The following is an 18960-nucleotide window of genomic DNA, read 5'->3' as shown; positions in this document are numbered from 1 at the left end:
AATGATGGAGAACGTCCTAGAAATTCAGAATTTGCATGTGTCATTTTCAACCTATGGAGGAACAGTTCAAGCTGTAAGAGGTGTTCACCTAGAATTGAAAAAAGGTGAAATATTAGCGATTGTCGGTGAATCGGGATGCGGGAAAAGTGTAACATCACAAAGTATCATCGGCTTGATTCCAAAATCTTCAGGGAAAATAACAGATGGTGCCATCCTTTATAAAAATAAGGATTTGACTAAGATGAGTGAAAAAGGGTTAAGGTCGATTCGCGGAGCAGAAATTTCTATGATTTTTCAAGATCCTATGACCGCATTGAACCCAACATTAACGATAGGCGATCAGTTAATTGAATCGATTCGACAGCATCAAAATATATCAAAAACAGAAGCGATAAAAAAAGTTCTTTCCATTCTTCAGTTAGTTGGCATTTCAAATCCCAAAGAAAGATTAAAGCAATACCCTCATCAATTTAGTGGTGGGATGAGGCAACGTATTGTAATTGCGATGGCGTTAATTTGCGAACCGGAAATTATTATTGCTGATGAACCTACAACCGCCTTGGATGTAACAATCCAAGCTCAAATATTTGAGTTATTTAAAGAGATTCAAGAGAAAACAGGCGTATCGATTATTTTGATTACTCATGATTTAGGTGTGGTTGCTCAAGTTGCCGATCGAATCGCTGTCATGTACGCCGGGAAAATTGTTGAAACAGGAACGAGGAAGGAAATTTTTTATAAACCTAAGCATCCATATACGAAAGGACTATTAAGTTCGGTTCCAAGACTTGATTTAGAAGATGAGGAATTGGTTCCGATACCAGGATCACCACCTGATCTGTTTGCACCGCCAATCGGTTGTCCATTCACTGCCAGATGTACGTTTGCTATGGAAGTATGTGAAAAAGTTTATCCTGATACGTACAGTTTTTCAGCCAATCATCATGTTAGCTGCTGGCTTCAAGATGAAAGGGCAAGACAGCTTTCGATTTCGACTATGGGCCAGAGCTCGTAGATGAAATAATATTAAAGAATATAAGGGGGAGTATGATGAAGAAGCTTATCGGTACAATAATGACGCTTTTCCTCGTTTTTTCTTTAGCAGCATGTACCACTTCAAAAGAAGCTGGTAAAGAGGACGAGAAAGACACGAATAAGAACGATAATAAGGATAAAAAGGTAGAACAAGTATTACGGCTAAATAATGGGGCAGAACCTACCTCGTTTGATCCACCAATTGGATTTGATTCGTATTCATGGAGCTCTTTAAACAATTTAATGGAAGGGTTAACAAGATTAGGTCAGGATCATAATCCAGAAGCAGCAACTGCAGAGAAATGGGATGTTAGTAAGGATGGAAAAACATATACATTCCATATTCGCGAAAATGCAAAATGGTCGAATGGGGATCCAGTTACTGCAGGAGATTTCGAATATGCGTGGAAGCGCCTTCTTGACCCTAAAACAGGATCACCAGCATCATTCTTAGGATATTTCATTGAGGGTGGAGAAGCGTTTAATACCGGAAAAGGTAAAATAGATGATGTCAAAGTAAAAGCGGTGGATGAAAAAACGTTTGAGGTTGTATTGACAAGTCCTCAAGCATATTTCTTAAGTGTCATTGCTAATCCAGCATTTTTCCCGATTAATCAAAAGGTGGCTGAAGCTAATCCAAAATGGTTTGCTGAGGCAGATTCTTTTGTTGCGAACGGTCCATTTAAATTAACGAAGTGGGAACATGACAGCAATATGGAAATGGCCAAAAACGAAAATTATTGGGATGCGGCTAATGTTAAATTAGACAAAGTAACATGGGCAATGGTTAATGATGCTACGACAGAATATCAAATGTATCAAAATGATGAATTAGACACTTCCGGTATTCCAGCTGAAGCAAGTGAACAAATCTTTAAAGAAGGCAAAGAACAAATTGAAGATCAAGCGGGAACGTATTTTTATCGTTTCAATTTAAAATTGGAGCCTTTCCAAAATGTTAATATTCGAAAAGCGTTTGCAATGGCAATCGATCAACAGCAAATCGTTGATTTCGTCACAAAAAATAAAGAAAAAGCTGCACACGGTTTTGTTTCAAATGGTTTTAACCAACCAGATGGAAAGGATTTTCGTGAAGCGGGTGGAGATTTAATTAAATTTGATGCAAAAGAAGCAAAAGCGTTATTAGAAAAAGGAATGAAGGAAGAAGGTTATAAGAAACTTCCTGCAATCACGCTAACATACAGCACAAGCCCTGCCCATCAAAAAATCGCTGAAACAATGCAAGCAATGATTAAAGAAAATTTAGGTGTCGATATTAAACTAGCAAATATGGAGTGGAATGTTTTCCAAGAAGAACAGAAAAAATTTAAATTCCAGTTATCAAGAAGTTCATTCCTAGCTGATTATGCGGATCCAATTAACTTCTTAGAAAACTTCCAAACAGGACATACGATGAATAGAACAGCATGGAGCAATAAAAAGTTTGATCAGTTAATTAAAGATGCGAAAAATGAAGCAGACGAAACGAAACGATTTGAAATGATGCACGAAGCAGAAAAAATTCTATTTGATGAAATGCCGATTATCCCAATCCATTTCTATAACCAAGTGACATTACAAAAAGACAATGTAAAAGGCATTGTTCGTCACCCGGTTGGCTACTTAGAACTAAAATGGGCATATATTGAGTAGAGATCTTTTCTAAGGGATTGATACACGTAACATTATTGAAAACGCTGAGTGGATTGGAGCAAAAGGCACTTGACTCCTACGGGATATAGAGGAAAGGTCGAGACCCCACAGACGCGTAGCGTCGAGGAGGCTCGACTTCCTTCCCGTGGAAAGCAAGTGCCTGTAGCGGAAAGGAACGGTCAGTGTTGAGACCCAAACACAAACTTTACGAAAACAACCATTGAATAAATAGAGTGGTAGATTATTGGAACTTGGAAGAAACCTTATCATGCGTATCTGTTGATAAGGTTTTTTCCTCAAATAAAGTAAACCTTGGAGGGGAATATGGAACTTTATCAAATAAATGTAGCAGTTGCAACTTTATGGACATCGAAAGATTCAGCGAGACAAATAGATGTGGATGCCATTTCAAATCCAGTAGATATCCCAAAATGGCTACATTCATTAACTTATGATACAAAACTAGATCTTTGCAATGACAATCTGGTGCAATCTCAAGTTTTACTAGGTGAAGAGGTTCAAGTATTAGAGATTAACGGAGATTGGGCATTCTGTGTAATTCCAAGTCAATTAAGTAAGAAGGATGACCGTGGCTACCCTGGATGGATTCCGTTGAATCAATTAATGAAAAAAGAAGAGGAAGAAGATAAATTTGATCAAGTAGCCGTAGTTTATCAACCAATAGCCACCCTGTACAAAGATCCAAATAACAAATGGATGGAAGTCAGTTATCAAACGGCATTGCCAATAGTAGAAATACGTGAAGATTATATTAAAGTTAAAGTACCTTCCGGTTACGGTTACTTGAAAAATGAAGATATTCATATTTTTAAAGCAAACGAAATTCCTAAACAAAATGGGGAATTTATTATTCACGAAGCGGAAAAATTTATCGGACTTCCATATCTTTGGGGAGGGATGAGTGGATTCGGTTTTGATTGTTCCGGATTCAGCTATTCGATGTGTAAGGCTGCTGGCCGTATAATCGCAAGGGATGCACATGAGCAGGCAGATGGAGGAATAAATGTAGAGATTCAACATATTCAGCCAGGTGATTTACTATTTTTTGCTTATGATGAAGGAAAAGGGCATATTCATCATGTCGCTATTTATTACGGAGAAGGGAAAATGATTCATTCACCGAATACTGGGAAATCAATCGTGATAGAAGAAATAGCCGGAACATATAAGAAAGAACTTTGTGCAGCAAGTCGCTATTGGATCTAGTTTGGAGGTATACATATGGAGATAAACAAAGTTTTAGAAATTAATCATGTAAAGAAGCATTTTGAAGTTGGAAAAGGGGCATGGTTAAAAGCGGTTGATAATGTTAGTTTTCATATAAATGAGGGTGAAACCTTCGGACTAGTTGGGGAATCAGGCTGCGGAAAGTCAACAACTGGTAGATTAATAATGAGGCTGTATCAACCTACTGAAGGTGAAGTTTTATATAAAGGGAAAAATATTCACCTATTAAATAAAAGGGAACAGTTTGCCTTTAATCGTAAAATACAAATGATTTTTCAAGATCCGTATGCATCATTAAACCCACGTTCAACAGTACAAGAGATTATTTCTGAGCCAATGGAAGTGCATGGATTATTTAAAAATAAAGAAGAACGACGTCAAAGGGTTTATGAACTTTTAGAAGATGTCGGTTTAAATCGCGAGCATGCAAATCGCTACCCTCATGAATTTAGCGGAGGGCAACGTCAACGTATTGGGATTGCAAGATCTTTAGCGTTAGATCCGGAGTTTATAATTGCTGATGAACCGATTTCAGCGCTAGATGTTTCTGTTCAAGCGCAAGTAGTAAACCTGTTAAAAAAGCTTCAGAAAGAGAAAAAACTTACTTTCCTATTCATTGCTCATGATTTATCAATGGTAAAACATATTAGTGATCGCATAGGTGTCATGTATCTTGGACATTTAGTGGAATTAACAAGTAGTAGTAATTTATATAAAAATCCACTTCATCCATATACACAGGCATTACTTTCAGCAATCCCAATACCAGATCCTGAAATTGAAGATAAACGTGAAAGAATTATTTTAAAAGGGGAAATACCGAGTCCGATAAATCCTCCGAGTGGGTGTGTATTTCGAACGAGATGTCCGGCTGCAATTGATATATGTCAATCGAAAATTCCAGAATGGAAAGAAATAGAAGAAGAACATTTTGTCGCCTGTCACTTATACAATAATCACCCTGGAATGAATAAAGAAGCACTACTTACGAGTGGATCATGATAATGAGAAGTGCAAAAAGGTTAAGAAAACAAATCGAAGGGATTATCGAACAGTCAATAGGCAATGTAAGCATAGTCGTAGAAATAAACGAAGAGACGATAATTAGTAAAAATAGTGAACGCGAAATGTCTTCTGCTAGCTTAATAAAGATTCCAGTTATTATAGCTGCTTATCGACAAGCTGAATTAGGGAAAATAGATTTAGAAGAGAAAATAGTGGTGAAGCCGGATCATAAAGTAGGGGGGGCCGGCGTTATTCAATATTTAACAGAAGGAACCCTTTTATCAGTTAAGGATCTTTTGACATTAATGATTATCGTTTCAGATAATACGGCAACAAATATGATGATTGATCTAATTGGTCAGGAAACGATTAATCAATTTAATAAACTTCTAGGATGCAAACATACAAAACTAGAAAGAAGATTAATGGATTATGTGGCCAGGGATAAGGGATTAGATAATGTTACTTCTGCATCCGATATGGTAAAATTCCTAAAGGAAATCGCGGAAAATCGATTTCTTACTTCAAAGAGTAGTCATGAAATATTGAATATCCTTACCGGTCAGCAGTTTCAAGATAAATTACCTGCAATGATGGATCTGGATCATGTATTTGTCGCTAATAAAACAGGGGAAATCCCCGGTGTTGAGCATGATGTTGCAATTATTAGGCATAATGACGATCAAGTATTAATTACAGTACTAATCGATCAATTAAATAATCAATTTGAGGGGAAGCAAGTTATTGCCCGAATCGGTAAGGCAGTATATGATTATTTAATTCAATAACGAAAATAAAAATGGTGTATCACTTCACGATACACCATTTTAATTCATTTCATTATTTTCTTAATCAATCCTAAACCATTTTTATTGTTCGGATAGCGTAAAGGAATATCGAATAACGTCGTTTGTTTTAAAACACTTTTTTCATGAGAAAATTCGTCAAAGCTCTTTTTTCCATGGTAAGAACCTGTTCCACTCGCACCTACACCTCCAAATGGTAAATGGGGATTGGCAATTTGATAAACTGTATCATTTATGCAGCAACTCCCAAACGAAAGTTCCTCGATCAATCTATTACTAACTTGATTACTTTCAGTGAACAAGTATAATGCTAGTGGTTTTGGACTAGATGAAAGATGCTTGATGATTTCCTCTATATTTTGATACGTAATAAGTGGAATAATTGGTCCGAAAATCTCCTCTGCCATTGTTGAGTCATTCCAAGTAACATTTTCGATGATTGTTGGTTCAATTTTTTGTTGATCTTCTTCCCAGTTCCCGCCTAATTGAATTTGCCCTCCAGTTTCTGCAATCATCTTAGTTAATCGTCGGAAATGATGTTTATTAATAATTTTTGTGTAGTTTGAATTGTTTAATATATTCAATCCATAAAGGTCAGATATTGCTTTTTTTACCTCTTCAATGAATGAGTATTTTATTGATTCATGTACAAATAAATAGTCCGGAGCGACACATGTTTGTCCAGCATTCAATAGTTTTCCCCATACGATTCGTTTAGCCGCAAGGGTGAGCTTTGCATCGCTATGTACAATAGTTGGACTTTTCCCGCCTAGCTCTAGTGTTACAGGTGTTAAATGCTTTGCGGCTGCCTCCATTACTAATTTTCCAACATGGGTGCTTCCTGTGAAAAAAATATAATCGACATCTTCATTTAATAATGCTTGGCTTATTTGTGAATCGCCTTCAATTACCTCAATATATTCGGTTGGAAAATATTTATTTATTAATATTTTTAATAATCCTGATGTATTTGGCGTTAATTCTGAAGGTTTAAGAATTGCACAATTACCTGCAGCAATGGCTCCAATCATTGGTGCAAGGGCAAGGTTAATAGGATAATTCCATGGCGAAATAATTAACGCGATTCCATAAGGTTCTTTGTAAACATATCCTTTAGAGCCGAAATGGGTTAGTGTTGATTTCGTTCGTTTAGGCTTACACCATTTTTTTATATTTTTTAAGGTAAAGGATATTTCTGATAAGACAAAACCGATTTCGGTCGTATATGCTTCGAATTCGGATTTATTTAAATCCTTATTTAATGCTTCCATTAATGCATTTTCATTCTCAATAATCATTGATTTTAAGGTTTTTAAATTTTTTATACGGAAATCAAGGCCTTTCGTTTGGCCAGAAGAAAAAAATTGCTTTTGGCTGTGAATCAGGTTTTTGATCATTTCCATTTCATCATCACCTATCTTTCGAAAACTCATTTCCTTTATTGATGTATACGCTATTTTAGCTTGAAATACCTTTAAAAGTCATGGAATAAAAAATGGTCCGTTCCTTTCCGCTGCAGGTACTCGCTTTCCGCGGGGAGGAAGTCGAGCCTGTCTAGTTCCGGCGGCTATCGACTATCGAACTTCCGGTCACCTCCCTACGATAAGTCATCATCGATTCACCCTTTGGGTTCACCGTGATTCCTTTATCTCAGTCGATGCCCTCCAGTTCGTACGTCGATAAGCAAGCCGCCTCTACTTTTCTAACTCCTTGACGTTCCGTCTGTGGGGTCTCGACCTTTCCTCTATATCCCGCAGGAGTCTCGTATTCCGCTCCAATCCACTCAGCATTTTCAATATTATTTAGTATTTTAACAAAGTAACAATCTTTCATAAAAGAGAGCTATTAAAAAAGTGAAAAAGCTTGGTGTTCCAAGCTTTTTTGTACTATTTATTATGAATAGCTAATTTATCTATTAGTGATGAGCTTGCTTTATTTAATCCGATTATATCAATTTGTTTGTTTTTCTCGCGGTATTTTAAGATGACTTTGTCAATGGCGCCTACTGCGGAGTCGTCCCAAATATGTGCTTCGGTTACATCAATAATTATCGTTTCAACATCATCATTAAAATTAAAGTGTGTAATGAACTCAGATACTGATGCAAAGAATAATTGTCCTTTTACATAATAAATCTTTGAATGTGCATGTGATTTCAATTCACTTTCTACATGAACGTTAGAAATTTTTGCAGCAAAGAAAATCGCGCTTAAGAGAACACCGCTAATAACTCCGATTGAAAGATTATTCGTTACAACAACAATAATAACGGTAACTAACATAACGGCTGCATCACTTTTGGGCATTTTGTGTAATTTCTTTAACGTGGACCAATCAAAAGTCCCAATTGATACCATAATCATTACGGAAACTAAAGCTGCCATCGGAATTTGGACGAGTAAATTATTTAGGATAACAATTAATATCATTAAAAATATTCCAGCAACAAATGTTGATAGCCGTCCACGCCCACCGGATTTAACATTTATTCCAGATTGACCAATCATAGCACAGCCAGCCATTCCACCGAAAAGTCCGGAAACGATATTTGCAATGCCTTGACCTCTCGCTTCTTTATTTTTATCGCTTGCTGTATCGGTCATATCATCCACAATTTGTGCGGTTAATAGTGACTCCAACAAACCAACTAATGCGATGGCTAATGAAGTTGGAAAGATAATTTTTAATGTATCGATTGTAAATGGTATGTCAGGAATCAAAAAAGTCGGTAGTGATTGTGTTAATTGTCCCATATCACCGACTGTTCTAACATGTGCCCCCGCAGCAATTGAAATGATCGTAATAATTATTATTGCAACAAGTGGTGAAGGAATTACCTTAGTTATTCGAGGAAACAGATAAATAATGGCAAGTCCTCCTGCAACCATCGCATACATTACCCATGATTCGCCTTTGAAATGAGTCAATTGTGCGCTGAAAATTAAAATAGCTAATGCATTCACAAAACCGGTCATAACTGAGCGCGGAATAAATTTCATTAACCGGCCAATTTTAAAAATCCCAAGGATGATTTGAATAATTCCTGTTAAAATGGTGGCCGCTAAAAGATATTGCAATCCGTGGTCACGTACAAGCCCTCCCATTAATACGGCTGTTGCACCAGTGGCGGCAGAGATCATTGCCGGCCGACCGCCAACGAAAGCAATCACGACAGCGATACAAAAGGAAGCATACAATCCAATCATTGGATTGACCCCCGCAATAATAGAGAACCCAATTGCCTCAGGTATAAGTGCTAAACCAACAACGATACCTGATAGGATGTCACCTCTTATATTTCCAAACCATTCCTTTTTTAATGTAGCTAATCTCAAAAATTACACCTCTTTTAATATATAAATTTTCGACTTTCACCTCTCTAAAAGTCGGGAACCGTTAGTAACTAGTGAATTATACCATATTAATAGGTTTGGACAATGGACATCATCCTTGAATAGAATTTTTTCGTTTATAGACAAAAGCCCATTTTTAATATGGACAGTTACCACATATCAAGAGCTGAATAAATATAAATAAAGATTTATCTTTTGATGGGTGGGGAGGGGTGACATGAGATATCTCGCGATTGGTGACGGACTTTGTACAGGGAATGGTGCACCATTTTTATCTCCAAGTTTTGTACATCGACATGCACGTCTAGCTGAACAGAATTTAGGCGAAAGGGTACTTGTAACAAATATTGCTGATGCAAATAATCATGCCAATGATATTCTTCAATCATTAGATGATCCAAATATCATGAGAAGCGTTAAACAAAGTGACATGATTGTTTTATCTGTGGGACATCAAGATTTACAAACCGCGAAGAAAAATTACGATGAAACGGGCAATGAAGAGGAGTTTATTCATAAATCAAGGATATGTAGAAGTACAATTGATGACATCATTCTTGGTATACGCGATTTGAAAGAGGAGCAAGACGATAACTATATGCTTATTACTCTTGGTATACACAATCCATATCCTGATAATCTTTTAGCAGATAAATGGGTAAAGCGCATAAATCGCTATATCGAATGTAGAGCGAATCGTCAATGTTTAAAAATGGTGAATCTCCATGATCATTTTCAAGATCAATTGGACAATTGGTTTACAAGTGACAATCTATATCCAAATCAATTAGGTCATATTGAAATTGCAAATCGACTACATGAATTGGGCTATGAACCTATTAGAGGAGAACAGGTAACTAATAATTAATTGGTAAATTATCATTAAAAGGAGGTGATAAGCTTATGTGGTATGGTGGCGGTTGCGGTTGTGGTTATCCGGCAGGAGGATACGGCTATGGTGGCGGCTGGGGTGCTGGCCGAGGATTTGCATTAATCGTCGTATTGTTCATCCTACTTATCATTGTAGGAGCAGCATATGTATATTAAGGTAAAGTAAGGAAGTCTGGTCTTTTAAGACTGGACTTTTCTTATTTTAAGAAAAAGTAATCTTTTGTACAATTGGACTTCTTTAGATTTAAAACATTTGAATGTCGGGGGTGAGCAAGTCGCTTCCGCTTTTCTAGATGTCTAGCTTCAGCGCCTATCGACTAGAAAACTTCAGGACTTTTCCTTACGATAAGTCAACATCGATTCGCCTTTCAGGCTCAACGTGTTTCCTTTATCTCAGTCAAAGTCCCGTAAGTCTTTTACGTCGATGAGCAAGTCGCTTCCGCTTTTCGTGGTATAATCAAACGTTTACCCTGCTCCATTGTCCCACTCCAATTAAGAGACTTAACCATAAAATGGTGTGGAAGGATACTTGGAGGTGATTATACATGTCTGCTTCACATTATCATACTTGTCAAAGAAATATTGGGAAACCTGTTGAGATAAGAACACATGATGGGAGAGTACATCGAGGAATCATTCGTCGTGTAGATAATCGGATGGTTTACCTAGACCCGCTGCCACGAAGGAATTTTGGAGGATACGCGTACGGCTGGGGCTGGGGATGGGGTGGATTTGGCTGGGGTGTCGCACTTGGTGCCATAGCTGGATTAGCGATTCTTCCTTGGTTTTTCTGGTAGGACGTTGCCACTTGAAAAAGACTCCCTTTATTAAAAGGGAGTCTTTTGACTTAAACTTCAAGACTTTCCCTACGATAAGTCAACATCGATTCGCCTTACATCGCCAGTGTTTTCTTTATCTCAGTCAAAGTCCTTCTAGTTTTTACGTCGATGAACAAGGTGGATGCGCTTTATTCAATATTTTTTATAATAATGGGAAAATAATTGTAAAAATAGTCCAATCATCGTTAGATTGACAAGTTAAAGTTCCACCGTGTTTTTCAATTGTATTTTTGGAAACATACAAACCGAGTCCTGTTCCACTTTTTTTTGTTGTAACAAAGGGCTCAAAAATCGTATCGACCATTGCTTCGGGTATCTTTGGTCCATTATTGCTGATATCAATAATGACAGAGGTTTCTGTTATATCTAATTCAATTTGGATAATCGGATTCTCCACTCTTTTAAGTACATCAACTGCATTAAAAATAATATTAATAAGTACCTGTCTTATTTCATCTTTAAAGCCTTGTATACTAATTTCATGTAAATAATGTTTTTGGATATCAACATTTACTTCTAAAATACGAGGATACAAAAAGGATAAGACTTCTTCAATTAAATCATTTAATGAAAAAGAGGTCATTTCACTCGACACAATTTCTTTTTTTGATAGCATAAGAAATTGTGAGATACTAAATTTTAATTGCTCAAGTTCATTAGAAATAATATCCAAATAAGGTAATTGTGGATTTTCGGAACGTAATAATTGCACAAATCCGTGAATGGAAGTTAACGGATTACGAAATTCATGAACAAAGCTGGATGTCATTTGCCCTAGAAGTGTTAGACGTTCATGATGTGTCGTGTTTATGTATTCATTTTTCTTATCAATGATTTGATCTTTAACATTGGAATAATATGTAACAACATAAAATAATAATTTATCAAAAGCATAATTAATCTTATCAATGTAGGCGTGTACATCGTTCAAATTTAAATAATCATTATATAAAAATTTAGTAATAATGGATTTACCTATACTTAAATTATAAGTAAGCTCACCTAAATCGACATTTTGATCAAGTTTTTCTTTAGCAAAATTAGATGCAAGGGATTTTAAAAAGTGTTCCAAATTCTCCTTTGATATTGACAATGATTGAATAAAAAAATCATGGCATATATCTTTATTGAAAAACTTGGAATTTAAAGGATTTGACTTGGAGTTTAACAATTGTTCATTCCAAATCACAACAATTTTATCAATATTTCTATCAAAAAATGCAACGATATCTTGTCTAAGCGGTATCACTTTCTCACCTCACTTTCTTCAGAATAGTAATTAGCAAAAATTTCTTTATTTAAAATATATCAAAATATTTAAACAATACCAAGTTAAAGTTATATAAATGTCCTTATAATCTCATAAAATAATAATAAACGAACATATATATTATCGTTAAGAATATGGATATATTTGTTGTCAATGCTTTTAAAAAATAGTATAGTTAATTAGTATTATTAAATAAATATTTTCCCACAAGGGGAGCCTAAATCGGCTGAGAGTGAACGTATGAGTTCTGACCCTATGAACCTGTTAGATAATGCTAGCGCAGGGACTGTGGTTTGATGGAATAGAAAGCAATGCAGCGATTTCCTTAAACCGTCCTGTATTGCTTTTTTTGTGTAAAAAACGCAATACGGTTGTTTTTACATTCCCTCCACGCTTTTGCATAGTCACTCTTCAGACGAAAAGAAAGGAAGGGAATATAACATGAATAAAAAAACTTTGTTTTTAGTAGAAGTAGCTGTTCTAGGAGCTCTTGCTTACTTGCTTGATCTTGTTTCAGCACTTATTTGTAAAGCTATTTGGCCTGAAGGTGGTTCGGTTTCATTAGCTATGATACCGATCTTTTTAATGGCCTATCGCTGGGGCTTAAAAGGCGGGCTGCTAACTGGATTTATATTAGGTGTTCTGCAGGTCGTAACAGGATTTTCTGTGTTTTATCATCCAGTTCAAGGAATTGTCGACTATTTTGTCGCCTTTACAGTGATTGGTTTCGCAGGTGTTTTTGCAAAGAAAATCAAAACATCTATTGAAAACGGAAATACTGGAAGATGGATTACATACACTGTTTTTGGTGTTTTTCTCGGTAGTTTATTACGTTTCCTTGCCCATTTCTACACAGGAATTGTCTTTTTCGGATCGTATGCACCTAAAGGGCAACCGGTTGCATTATATTCATTGATTTATAACGGAACGTATATGTCGATCAATTTTGTCTTAAGCTCGGTACTTGTCATTATGATTTTGTTTATTGCCCCAAGGCTTGTCCAAATAAAAAAATAAAGAAAAGGGGGTACCTAGTAGTTAGGTACCTTTTATTTCACAACTAGAACGTCTCTGGTAGTATTTTTAATAATATTTTCCTCAGTACTTCCAAGAAAAATCCGCTTGAAAATCCCTTCTTCACTCTGACCAACGACAATTAAATCTATTTGATTTGACTCCGAGTATTCGCATATATTCTCGGAAGTCTTTCCATAAAGCGTATCAAAATGAAAGGATATCCCTTTAGGTTGTAAAATCTCATCAACTTCCGCATGAAGATCGGGTTCATCATCTTGTATAAAGTGTTTTGTATTTTCTTGAATCGAATGTTCAGGGGGAAGGTGTGTGGCATAGACACCACCATCTGAACGTGGGATAGCAGTATATCCAGACTTACCCAAGCTATCTTCCGGCAGTGGCGTATCGATGGAATGGGAAGTTCCGTTTATTACTTGAACAACACTTAATTGACAGTTTGGATTTAATAAATATAAATTTGCCGCAATTTCTAATGCTTTTCTACTACCGTCTGAGTTATCAAAGCAAACTAAAATATGATGATACATATTTATCAGCTCCTCTTTAAATTACTTACTATATACCCTTTATACATTGCAATTAACACTCAAATAAATGCTTTATATTACAAAATTATTACAAAGTAAATTAATTTTCATTGATTTTTCTAATCTAAAATAATATGCTTTACGTTAGAAATAGGTGTATTAATTTTTACTAATTGAAAGCAGGGAAAAGTATGGAATGGTTACAGCGATTTCGTGAAGCTGTAAAGAAATTTTGGAAAAAGGCACATATGAATCAAATAATTATTCTAGTAGGCTCAGTAACCCTATTAGCGTTTCTTGCCTTTTTTGGATATTTTGCAGCTACGGCTAATGTTGAGTCTTTGAAAAAGGGCTTAGCACAATCGACTGTTATTTACGATAAAGACGGAGATGTTGCAAGCAAAATCTCCGCAAACCGAACAGAAGGCGTTTCGATAAAAAAAATGCCTCAACATTTAAAAGATGCAATTGTTGCTATTGAAGACCATCGTTTTTACCAACATGGTGGTTTTGATGTGAAAGGAATAACTAGTGCACTCTTTAAAAACTTTACTGCAGGTGGCATAACAGCTGGGGGAAGTACAATTACCCAACAGCTAACTAAAAATGCCTTGTTGTCAGATGAAAGAACATATAAGCGTAAAATCGAAGAACTGTTTTTAGCAATAGAAATCGAAAAAAAATATACTAAAGACGATATTTTAGAAATGTATTTAAATCAAGTTTATTTTGGACATGGTGCATGGGGAGTTCAAAAAGCTGCCCAACGGTATTTTGGTAAAGATGTAGAAGATATTAATCTTAGTGAGGCAGCCGCACTTGCGGGAATTGTAAATGCGCCATCTGCACTCGATCCTTATTATCATATGGATCGAACGATAAAGCGCAGAAACATCGTTCTTGGGGCAATGAAACAATATGGCTACATCACGAAAAAACAATTCGGCGATGCTAAAAAAGAACAATTAGTACTTGATGATCAACAGAAAGATCCATTGAAAGGAAAATATCCTTATTATGTTGATGCGGTCTTAGCAGAAGCGACAGATAAATTCGGATTGACGCAAGATGAAATTATGACCCGTGGTTATCGTATTTACACAGAAATGGATCAAAATATACAATCTTCGTTGGAAAATGTATATAACAATAATTATAATTTTCCTCAAGGGAGAGGCGGTCAAATTGTACAAAGTGGTTCAATCCTGCTAGATCCAAAAACCGGTGGAATTCGTGGGTTAGTCGGTGGCAGAGGGGAAAAGGTTTTTCGTGGTTTTAATCGAGCGACACAATTAAGACGGTCACCGGGATCGACCTTTAAGCCATTAGCAGTGTATACACCGGCTTTAGAAGAAGGTTATAAGCCTGATTCAATGTTGAAGGATGAAAAGATGACATTTGGTCATAATTACTCACCGACAAATTATAACGGCCAATATCAAGGTGAAGTACCGATGTATAAGGCAGTGGAAGACTCGATTAATATTCCGGCTGTTTGGTTATTAAATGAGATTGGTATTGATAAAGGAATGGACGCTGTCAAGAGATTTGGCATTCCATTAACAGATGAAGATCGAAATTTAAGCATTGCACTTGGCGGATTAACAAAAGGAGTATCTCCTTTACAAATGGCTGAGGCGTATTCGGCATTTGCCAACGAAGGCAAACGTGAAGATGGGCACATCATTACTAAAATTGTTGGCCCGACAGGAAAAATTATTGTTGAAAGAAAACCAAAAGTAACAAAAGTAACGGATAAGAAAACAGCTGATAAAATGACATCGATGCTTTTAAATGTAATGGAAACCGGGACAGGTAAAGGTGCAAAAGTTTCGGGCTATCAAATGGCAGGTAAAACGGGATCAACACAAGTTCCATATGATAATATAGACGGAACGGCTGACCAATGGTTTGTCGGTTATACTCCTAATCTTGTCGGTGCTGTTTGGATTGGCTATGATAAAACCGATCGAGAGCATTATTTATATGGGTTAAGTGCCCAAGGCGTTGTTCCTGTTTTTCAATCAATTATGCAAAACACGTTAAAATACACGAAAGCGGAAAAATTTGATACAGAATCGATAAATAGCCAAATCCAAAAAAAATATGAATCAGATCACCCAATTAAAACGAAAGCAAAAGAAATAAATGAAAAGTTGAAACAAGGTACAGAAAAACTCAAAGAAAAACTAGAAGATGGAAAAAGTGAATGGAAAATCCTTGAAGAGAAAATAAAAGAAAAAATTAAAAAATTCAAAGGTGAATAACCTTCAAACTAAGTACAGTTTGGAGGTTTTTTTTGTTTATCATTAGTATAGTGGGACGAATTGAAATCAGACTATAGACCGAGAAAAGAACCTTCACAAGATCCTGCCATTAATCAAAATCCATACTTATAATAAAGGAAAATTATATAAAAATGAGGTATGAAAATGAAAAAATTTAAGGAAATATTTAAAAATCCTATTTTTGTTAAGCTGTTTTTTGCGAATTTCACCTCACAAATGGGCAGTGTCATCGGGATTACAGCATTTACATTTTATTTACTCGATCGTTTCTCCAATCAGCCAGCCTATGCATCTGTTGCCGAGATGATGTACTCGCTGCCAACATTAGCCGTATTCTTTATCGTTGGTGTATTGGCGGATCGTATGGATCGGCAAAAAATCGCCTATCATTGTGATACGCTAAGTGCATTTCTATCCATCGTCTTAATAGGGGCAATCTATATTGGGTGGATGCCGTTAATCTTTGCTGTACTTTTTCTAAGAAGTGCTATTTCTAAATTTTTCTTTCCGGCTGAAAGTGGAATCTTACAAGGTGTTTTATCAAAGGATGATTATGCTACGTCAGCGGGATTAAATCAAATGGTTTCTAGTTTATTTATGTTGTTTGGCAGTGCATTAGGGATTCTTGCTTACCGCTTTACAGGTGTGTATGGTGCAATTGTTATTGATTCTCTCTCATTTATCATCAGTGGACTTTTGATGAGAGCATGCAAAATTCCCGAAGAGGTTAGATTACCAAATGGTCATCATAAATGGAAGGACTTGAATATTAGTTTTGTCTTTAAAGATTTTAAAACAGGTGCATTTTATATTCTTAAAAACAAGCTACTGCGTTCACTAATTATCGGATTTTGCATTTTTGGAATTGTTAATGGCGGTTTTTCAGTCATGCCAATATTTATTTTAAAATATAAGCTAGCACCGCAAAACTATGAGGAGTATTCCGTAATACTAGGTGTGGTTTTCGGAACCGGAGTTTTAATTGGCAGTATAATTTCTTCGCTCATCATTCAAAAAGTTAAATTCTATCAAGCAATGATTGTGGGACTTATTATTACTGGTACGTTTGTTGTCCTATCAGGTTATGCCAATAATTTAATGCTGTTTTTCGTATTAATCTTTATCTCAGCAATAACATTGCCATTAGTAAATATCGCTATCGGTGGCTGGATGCCAAGTATTGTCGATAAAAAGTATATGGGACGTGTACAAGGCTGGGTTAGTCCTTTAATGATGCTTGCGCAAACATTAACATTAGCATTTATTAGTATTTCCTTTCAAAAATTTATACAGATTGAAACGCTTTATTGTATTGTAGGAGGAGGGCTTTTACTTGTTGGAATCTATTATATGATAGTGCTTCCCCGACTATTAAAAAAAGGCATAACGATAGTGGAAGATCAACCTGTAGTAAGTAATTAGCAGTTCCTTGTTGGAATTGCTTTTTTTTTTATAAAATATGTACATAATGATGAGAGAATCATTTTGAATGCATTTCACATGAAGATTTACTAAATTTATGGGAAAATAAAAAATATATTGAGATAAGGAGTGGTAAAATGCAATTCCGAATCGAAAAAGATACACTTGGAGAAATGAAGGTCCCTGCGGATAAATATTGGGGAGCACAAACACAAAGGAGCAAGGAAAACTTTAAAATTGGCTCGGAAAAAATGCCAATGGAGGTCATACAAGCCTTTGCTCAATTAAAAAAAGCCGCGGCAATAGCCAACCATAACTTAGGAAAGTTATCAGATGCAAAGAAACAAGCAATTGTGGAAGCTTGTGAAGAAGTGTTAGAAGGACGTTTCGATGATCATTTTCCGCTTGTTGTTTGGCAAACAGGCAGTGGAACCCAATCAAATATGAATGTAAATGAAGTAATAGCCAGAAGGGCAAATGAGATCTTACAGAAAAATGAATCGAAGGAACATATACATCCAAATGATGATATTAATATGTCCCAAAGTTCAAATGATACTTTTCCAACTGCGATGCATATTGCGGCATATCATGTTGTACAAGAAAAACTATTACCAGCAATAGCGGAATTAACCGATACTTTTGTACAAAAAGAAAATGAGTTTATGGATATTATTAAAATCGGTCGAACACATTTACAAGATGCAACCCCATTAACACTTGGTCAAGAAATTAGCGGTTGGAGAGCTATGCTGGAAAAAAGCAGAAAAATGCTTCTTGAAAGTAGTGAGCACCTATTAAACTTAGCAATAGGCGGAACAGCTGTTGGTACTGGAATAAATGCAGATCCATCTTTCGGAGAGAAGGTCGCACGGGAATTAAATAACCTTACAGGGTTTTCATTCCGTTCATCTAATAATAAATTTCATGCATTAACTAGTCATGATGAAATTGTTCATGTACATGGAACATTGAAGGCTTTAGCCGCAGACGTTATGAAGATAGCCAATGATGTAAGATGGCTTGCAAGTGGTCCAAGGAGCGGAATAGGAGAGATTAGCATCCCGGCGAATGAACCAGGAAGTTCGATTATGCCGGGAAAAGTTAACCCTACTCAAAGTGAGGCATTAACAATGGTTGCTACACAAGTATTTGGAAATGATGCCGCGATTGGTTTTGCTGCAAGTCAGGGGAATTTTGAGTTAAACGTTTTTAAACCGGTGATTATATACAATTTCCTTCAATCCGTTAACCTATTAGCTGACAGTATCCGTTCATTTAATACAAACTGTGCTGTGGGCATTGAACCGAATAAAGAGGTTATCGATGAAAATGTAAATCGTTCTTTAATGCTAGTAACTGCATTAAATCCTTATATAGGCTATGAAAAAGCAGCTGAAATAGCAAAACTTGCTTTTAAAGAAGGTTCTACATTAAAGGAAGCGGCGATAAAAACTGGATATGTTACAGAGGAACAGTATCAACAATGGATTGATCCGAAAAAAATGGTAAATTTGAAGGGTTTATAATAGGAAAGGGGACACTTAAAGTGTCCCCTTTCAATCCATTATATTTAGTTAAATGT

General features: G+C 36.0%; 16 protein-coding genes and 1 riboswitch. Of the genes, 12 read left to right on the top strand and 4 right to left on the bottom strand.

What is annotated here, in order from left to right:
- Nucleotide 1 precedes the first annotated feature (1 nt).
- The 5 genes from I5776_RS14865 (at nucleotide 2) to I5776_RS14845 (ending at nucleotide 5729) form a co-directional block, all read left to right on the top strand.
- Nucleotides 2-1015 carry an ABC transporter ATP-binding protein gene (locus I5776_RS14865; RefSeq protein WP_425490280.1) on the top strand — a complete coding sequence of 338 codons (1014 nt, stop codon included), beginning with the start codon at nucleotides 2-4 and terminating at the stop codon, nucleotides 1013-1015.
- Nucleotides 1016-1050: 35 nt separating this feature from the next.
- Nucleotides 1051-2688: a peptide ABC transporter substrate-binding protein gene (locus I5776_RS14860; protein ID WP_202777164.1), complete on the top strand. Its 1638-nt coding sequence runs from the start codon at nucleotides 1051-1053 to the stop codon at nucleotides 2686-2688.
- A 324-nt stretch (nucleotides 2689-3012) separates the two neighbouring features.
- On the top strand, nucleotides 3013-3915 hold the full coding sequence (locus I5776_RS14855; protein WP_202777163.1) for a C40 family peptidase: 903 nt from the start codon (nucleotides 3013-3015) through the stop codon (nucleotides 3913-3915).
- A 15-nt stretch (nucleotides 3916-3930) separates the two neighbouring features.
- Nucleotides 3931-4938 carry an ABC transporter ATP-binding protein gene (locus I5776_RS14850; protein WP_202777162.1) on the top strand — a complete coding sequence of 336 codons (1008 nt, stop codon included), beginning with the start codon at nucleotides 3931-3933 and terminating at the stop codon, nucleotides 4936-4938.
- A 2-nt stretch (nucleotides 4939-4940) separates the two neighbouring features.
- Nucleotides 4941-5729, top strand: coding sequence for a serine hydrolase (locus I5776_RS14845; RefSeq protein ID WP_202777161.1), 789 nt, complete (start codon nucleotides 4941-4943; stop codon nucleotides 5727-5729).
- A gap of 44 nt (nucleotides 5730-5773) precedes the next feature.
- Here I5776_RS14845 and I5776_RS14840 read toward each other — a convergent pair whose 3' ends face one another.
- Both I5776_RS14840 and I5776_RS14835 read right to left on the bottom strand, forming a co-directional pair.
- Nucleotides 5774-7150, bottom strand: coding sequence for an aldehyde dehydrogenase (locus I5776_RS14840; RefSeq protein ID WP_202777160.1), 1377 nt, complete (start codon nucleotides 7148-7150; stop codon nucleotides 5774-5776).
- A gap of 483 nt (nucleotides 7151-7633) precedes the next feature.
- Entirely contained in the window at nucleotides 7634-9082 is a 1449-nt protein-coding gene (locus tag I5776_RS14835; protein WP_202777159.1) for a SulP family inorganic anion transporter, read from the bottom strand.
- A gap of 235 nt (nucleotides 9083-9317) precedes the next feature.
- Here I5776_RS14835 and I5776_RS14830 point away from each other — a divergent pair, with 235 nt between their 5' ends.
- The 3 genes from I5776_RS14830 to I5776_RS14820 all read left to right on the top strand — a co-directional run bounded on the left by I5776_RS14830 (nucleotide 9318) and on the right by I5776_RS14820 (nucleotide 10788).
- Nucleotides 9318-9968: an SGNH/GDSL hydrolase family protein gene (locus tag I5776_RS14830; RefSeq protein WP_202777158.1), complete on the top strand. Its 651-nt coding sequence runs from the start codon at nucleotides 9318-9320 to the stop codon at nucleotides 9966-9968.
- A 35-nt stretch (nucleotides 9969-10003) separates the two neighbouring features.
- Nucleotides 10004-10147: a YjcZ family sporulation protein gene (locus tag I5776_RS14825; protein ID WP_202777157.1), complete on the top strand. Its 144-nt coding sequence runs from the start codon at nucleotides 10004-10006 to the stop codon at nucleotides 10145-10147.
- A gap of 389 nt (nucleotides 10148-10536) precedes the next feature.
- On the top strand, nucleotides 10537-10788 hold the full coding sequence (locus I5776_RS14820; RefSeq protein WP_202777156.1) for an LSm family protein: 252 nt from the start codon (nucleotides 10537-10539) through the stop codon (nucleotides 10786-10788).
- A 184-nt stretch (nucleotides 10789-10972) separates the two neighbouring features.
- On the opposite strand, the gene I5776_RS14815 is transcribed toward I5776_RS14820, so the two are convergent.
- Nucleotides 10973-12079 carry an ATP-binding protein gene (locus tag I5776_RS14815; RefSeq protein ID WP_202777155.1) on the bottom strand — a complete coding sequence of 369 codons (1107 nt, stop codon included), beginning with the start codon at nucleotides 12077-12079 and terminating at the stop codon, nucleotides 10973-10975.
- A 220-nt stretch (nucleotides 12080-12299) separates the two neighbouring features.
- A riboswitch (TPP riboswitch) is annotated at nucleotides 12300-12404 on the top strand.
- Between the two features lie 137 nt (nucleotides 12405-12541).
- On the opposite strand from I5776_RS14815, the gene thiT reads away from it, so the two are divergent.
- A complete protein-coding gene (gene thiT, locus I5776_RS14810) occupies nucleotides 12542-13117 on the top strand; it encodes an energy-coupled thiamine transporter ThiT (RefSeq protein ID WP_202777154.1) in 576 nt (191 codons plus the stop codon).
- A 32-nt stretch (nucleotides 13118-13149) separates the two neighbouring features.
- Here thiT and I5776_RS14805 read toward each other — a convergent pair whose 3' ends face one another.
- The gene (locus tag I5776_RS14805; protein ID WP_202777153.1) at nucleotides 13150-13665 is read right to left on the bottom strand and encodes a universal stress protein; all 516 of its coding nucleotides are present in this window, start codon (nucleotides 13663-13665) and stop codon (nucleotides 13150-13152) included.
- 191 nt (nucleotides 13666-13856) lie between these two features.
- Between I5776_RS14805 and I5776_RS14800 the strand changes: the two genes are divergently transcribed.
- The 3 genes from I5776_RS14800 (at nucleotide 13857) to fumC (ending at nucleotide 18904) form a co-directional block, all read left to right on the top strand.
- Complete coding sequence (locus I5776_RS14800) at nucleotides 13857-15932, top strand: transglycosylase domain-containing protein (RefSeq protein WP_202777152.1); 2076 nt, start codon at nucleotides 13857-13859, stop codon at nucleotides 15930-15932.
- Nucleotides 15933-16097: 165 nt separating this feature from the next.
- The gene (locus I5776_RS14795; RefSeq protein ID WP_202777151.1) at nucleotides 16098-17375 is read left to right on the top strand and encodes an MFS transporter; all 1278 of its coding nucleotides are present in this window, start codon (nucleotides 16098-16100) and stop codon (nucleotides 17373-17375) included.
- A 137-nt stretch (nucleotides 17376-17512) separates the two neighbouring features.
- The gene (gene fumC / locus I5776_RS14790; RefSeq protein ID WP_202777150.1) at nucleotides 17513-18904 is read left to right on the top strand and encodes a class II fumarate hydratase; all 1392 of its coding nucleotides are present in this window, start codon (nucleotides 17513-17515) and stop codon (nucleotides 18902-18904) included.
- Nucleotides 18905-18960 lie beyond the last annotated feature (56 nt).

Source organism: Heyndrickxia vini (genome assembly GCF_016772275.1).
Taxonomy (GTDB): domain Bacteria; phylum Bacillota; class Bacilli; order Bacillales; family Bacillaceae_C; genus Heyndrickxia; species Heyndrickxia vini.
Note: the sequence above shows the minus strand (reverse complement) of the source record. Positions and strands in the feature narration are given on the sequence as shown.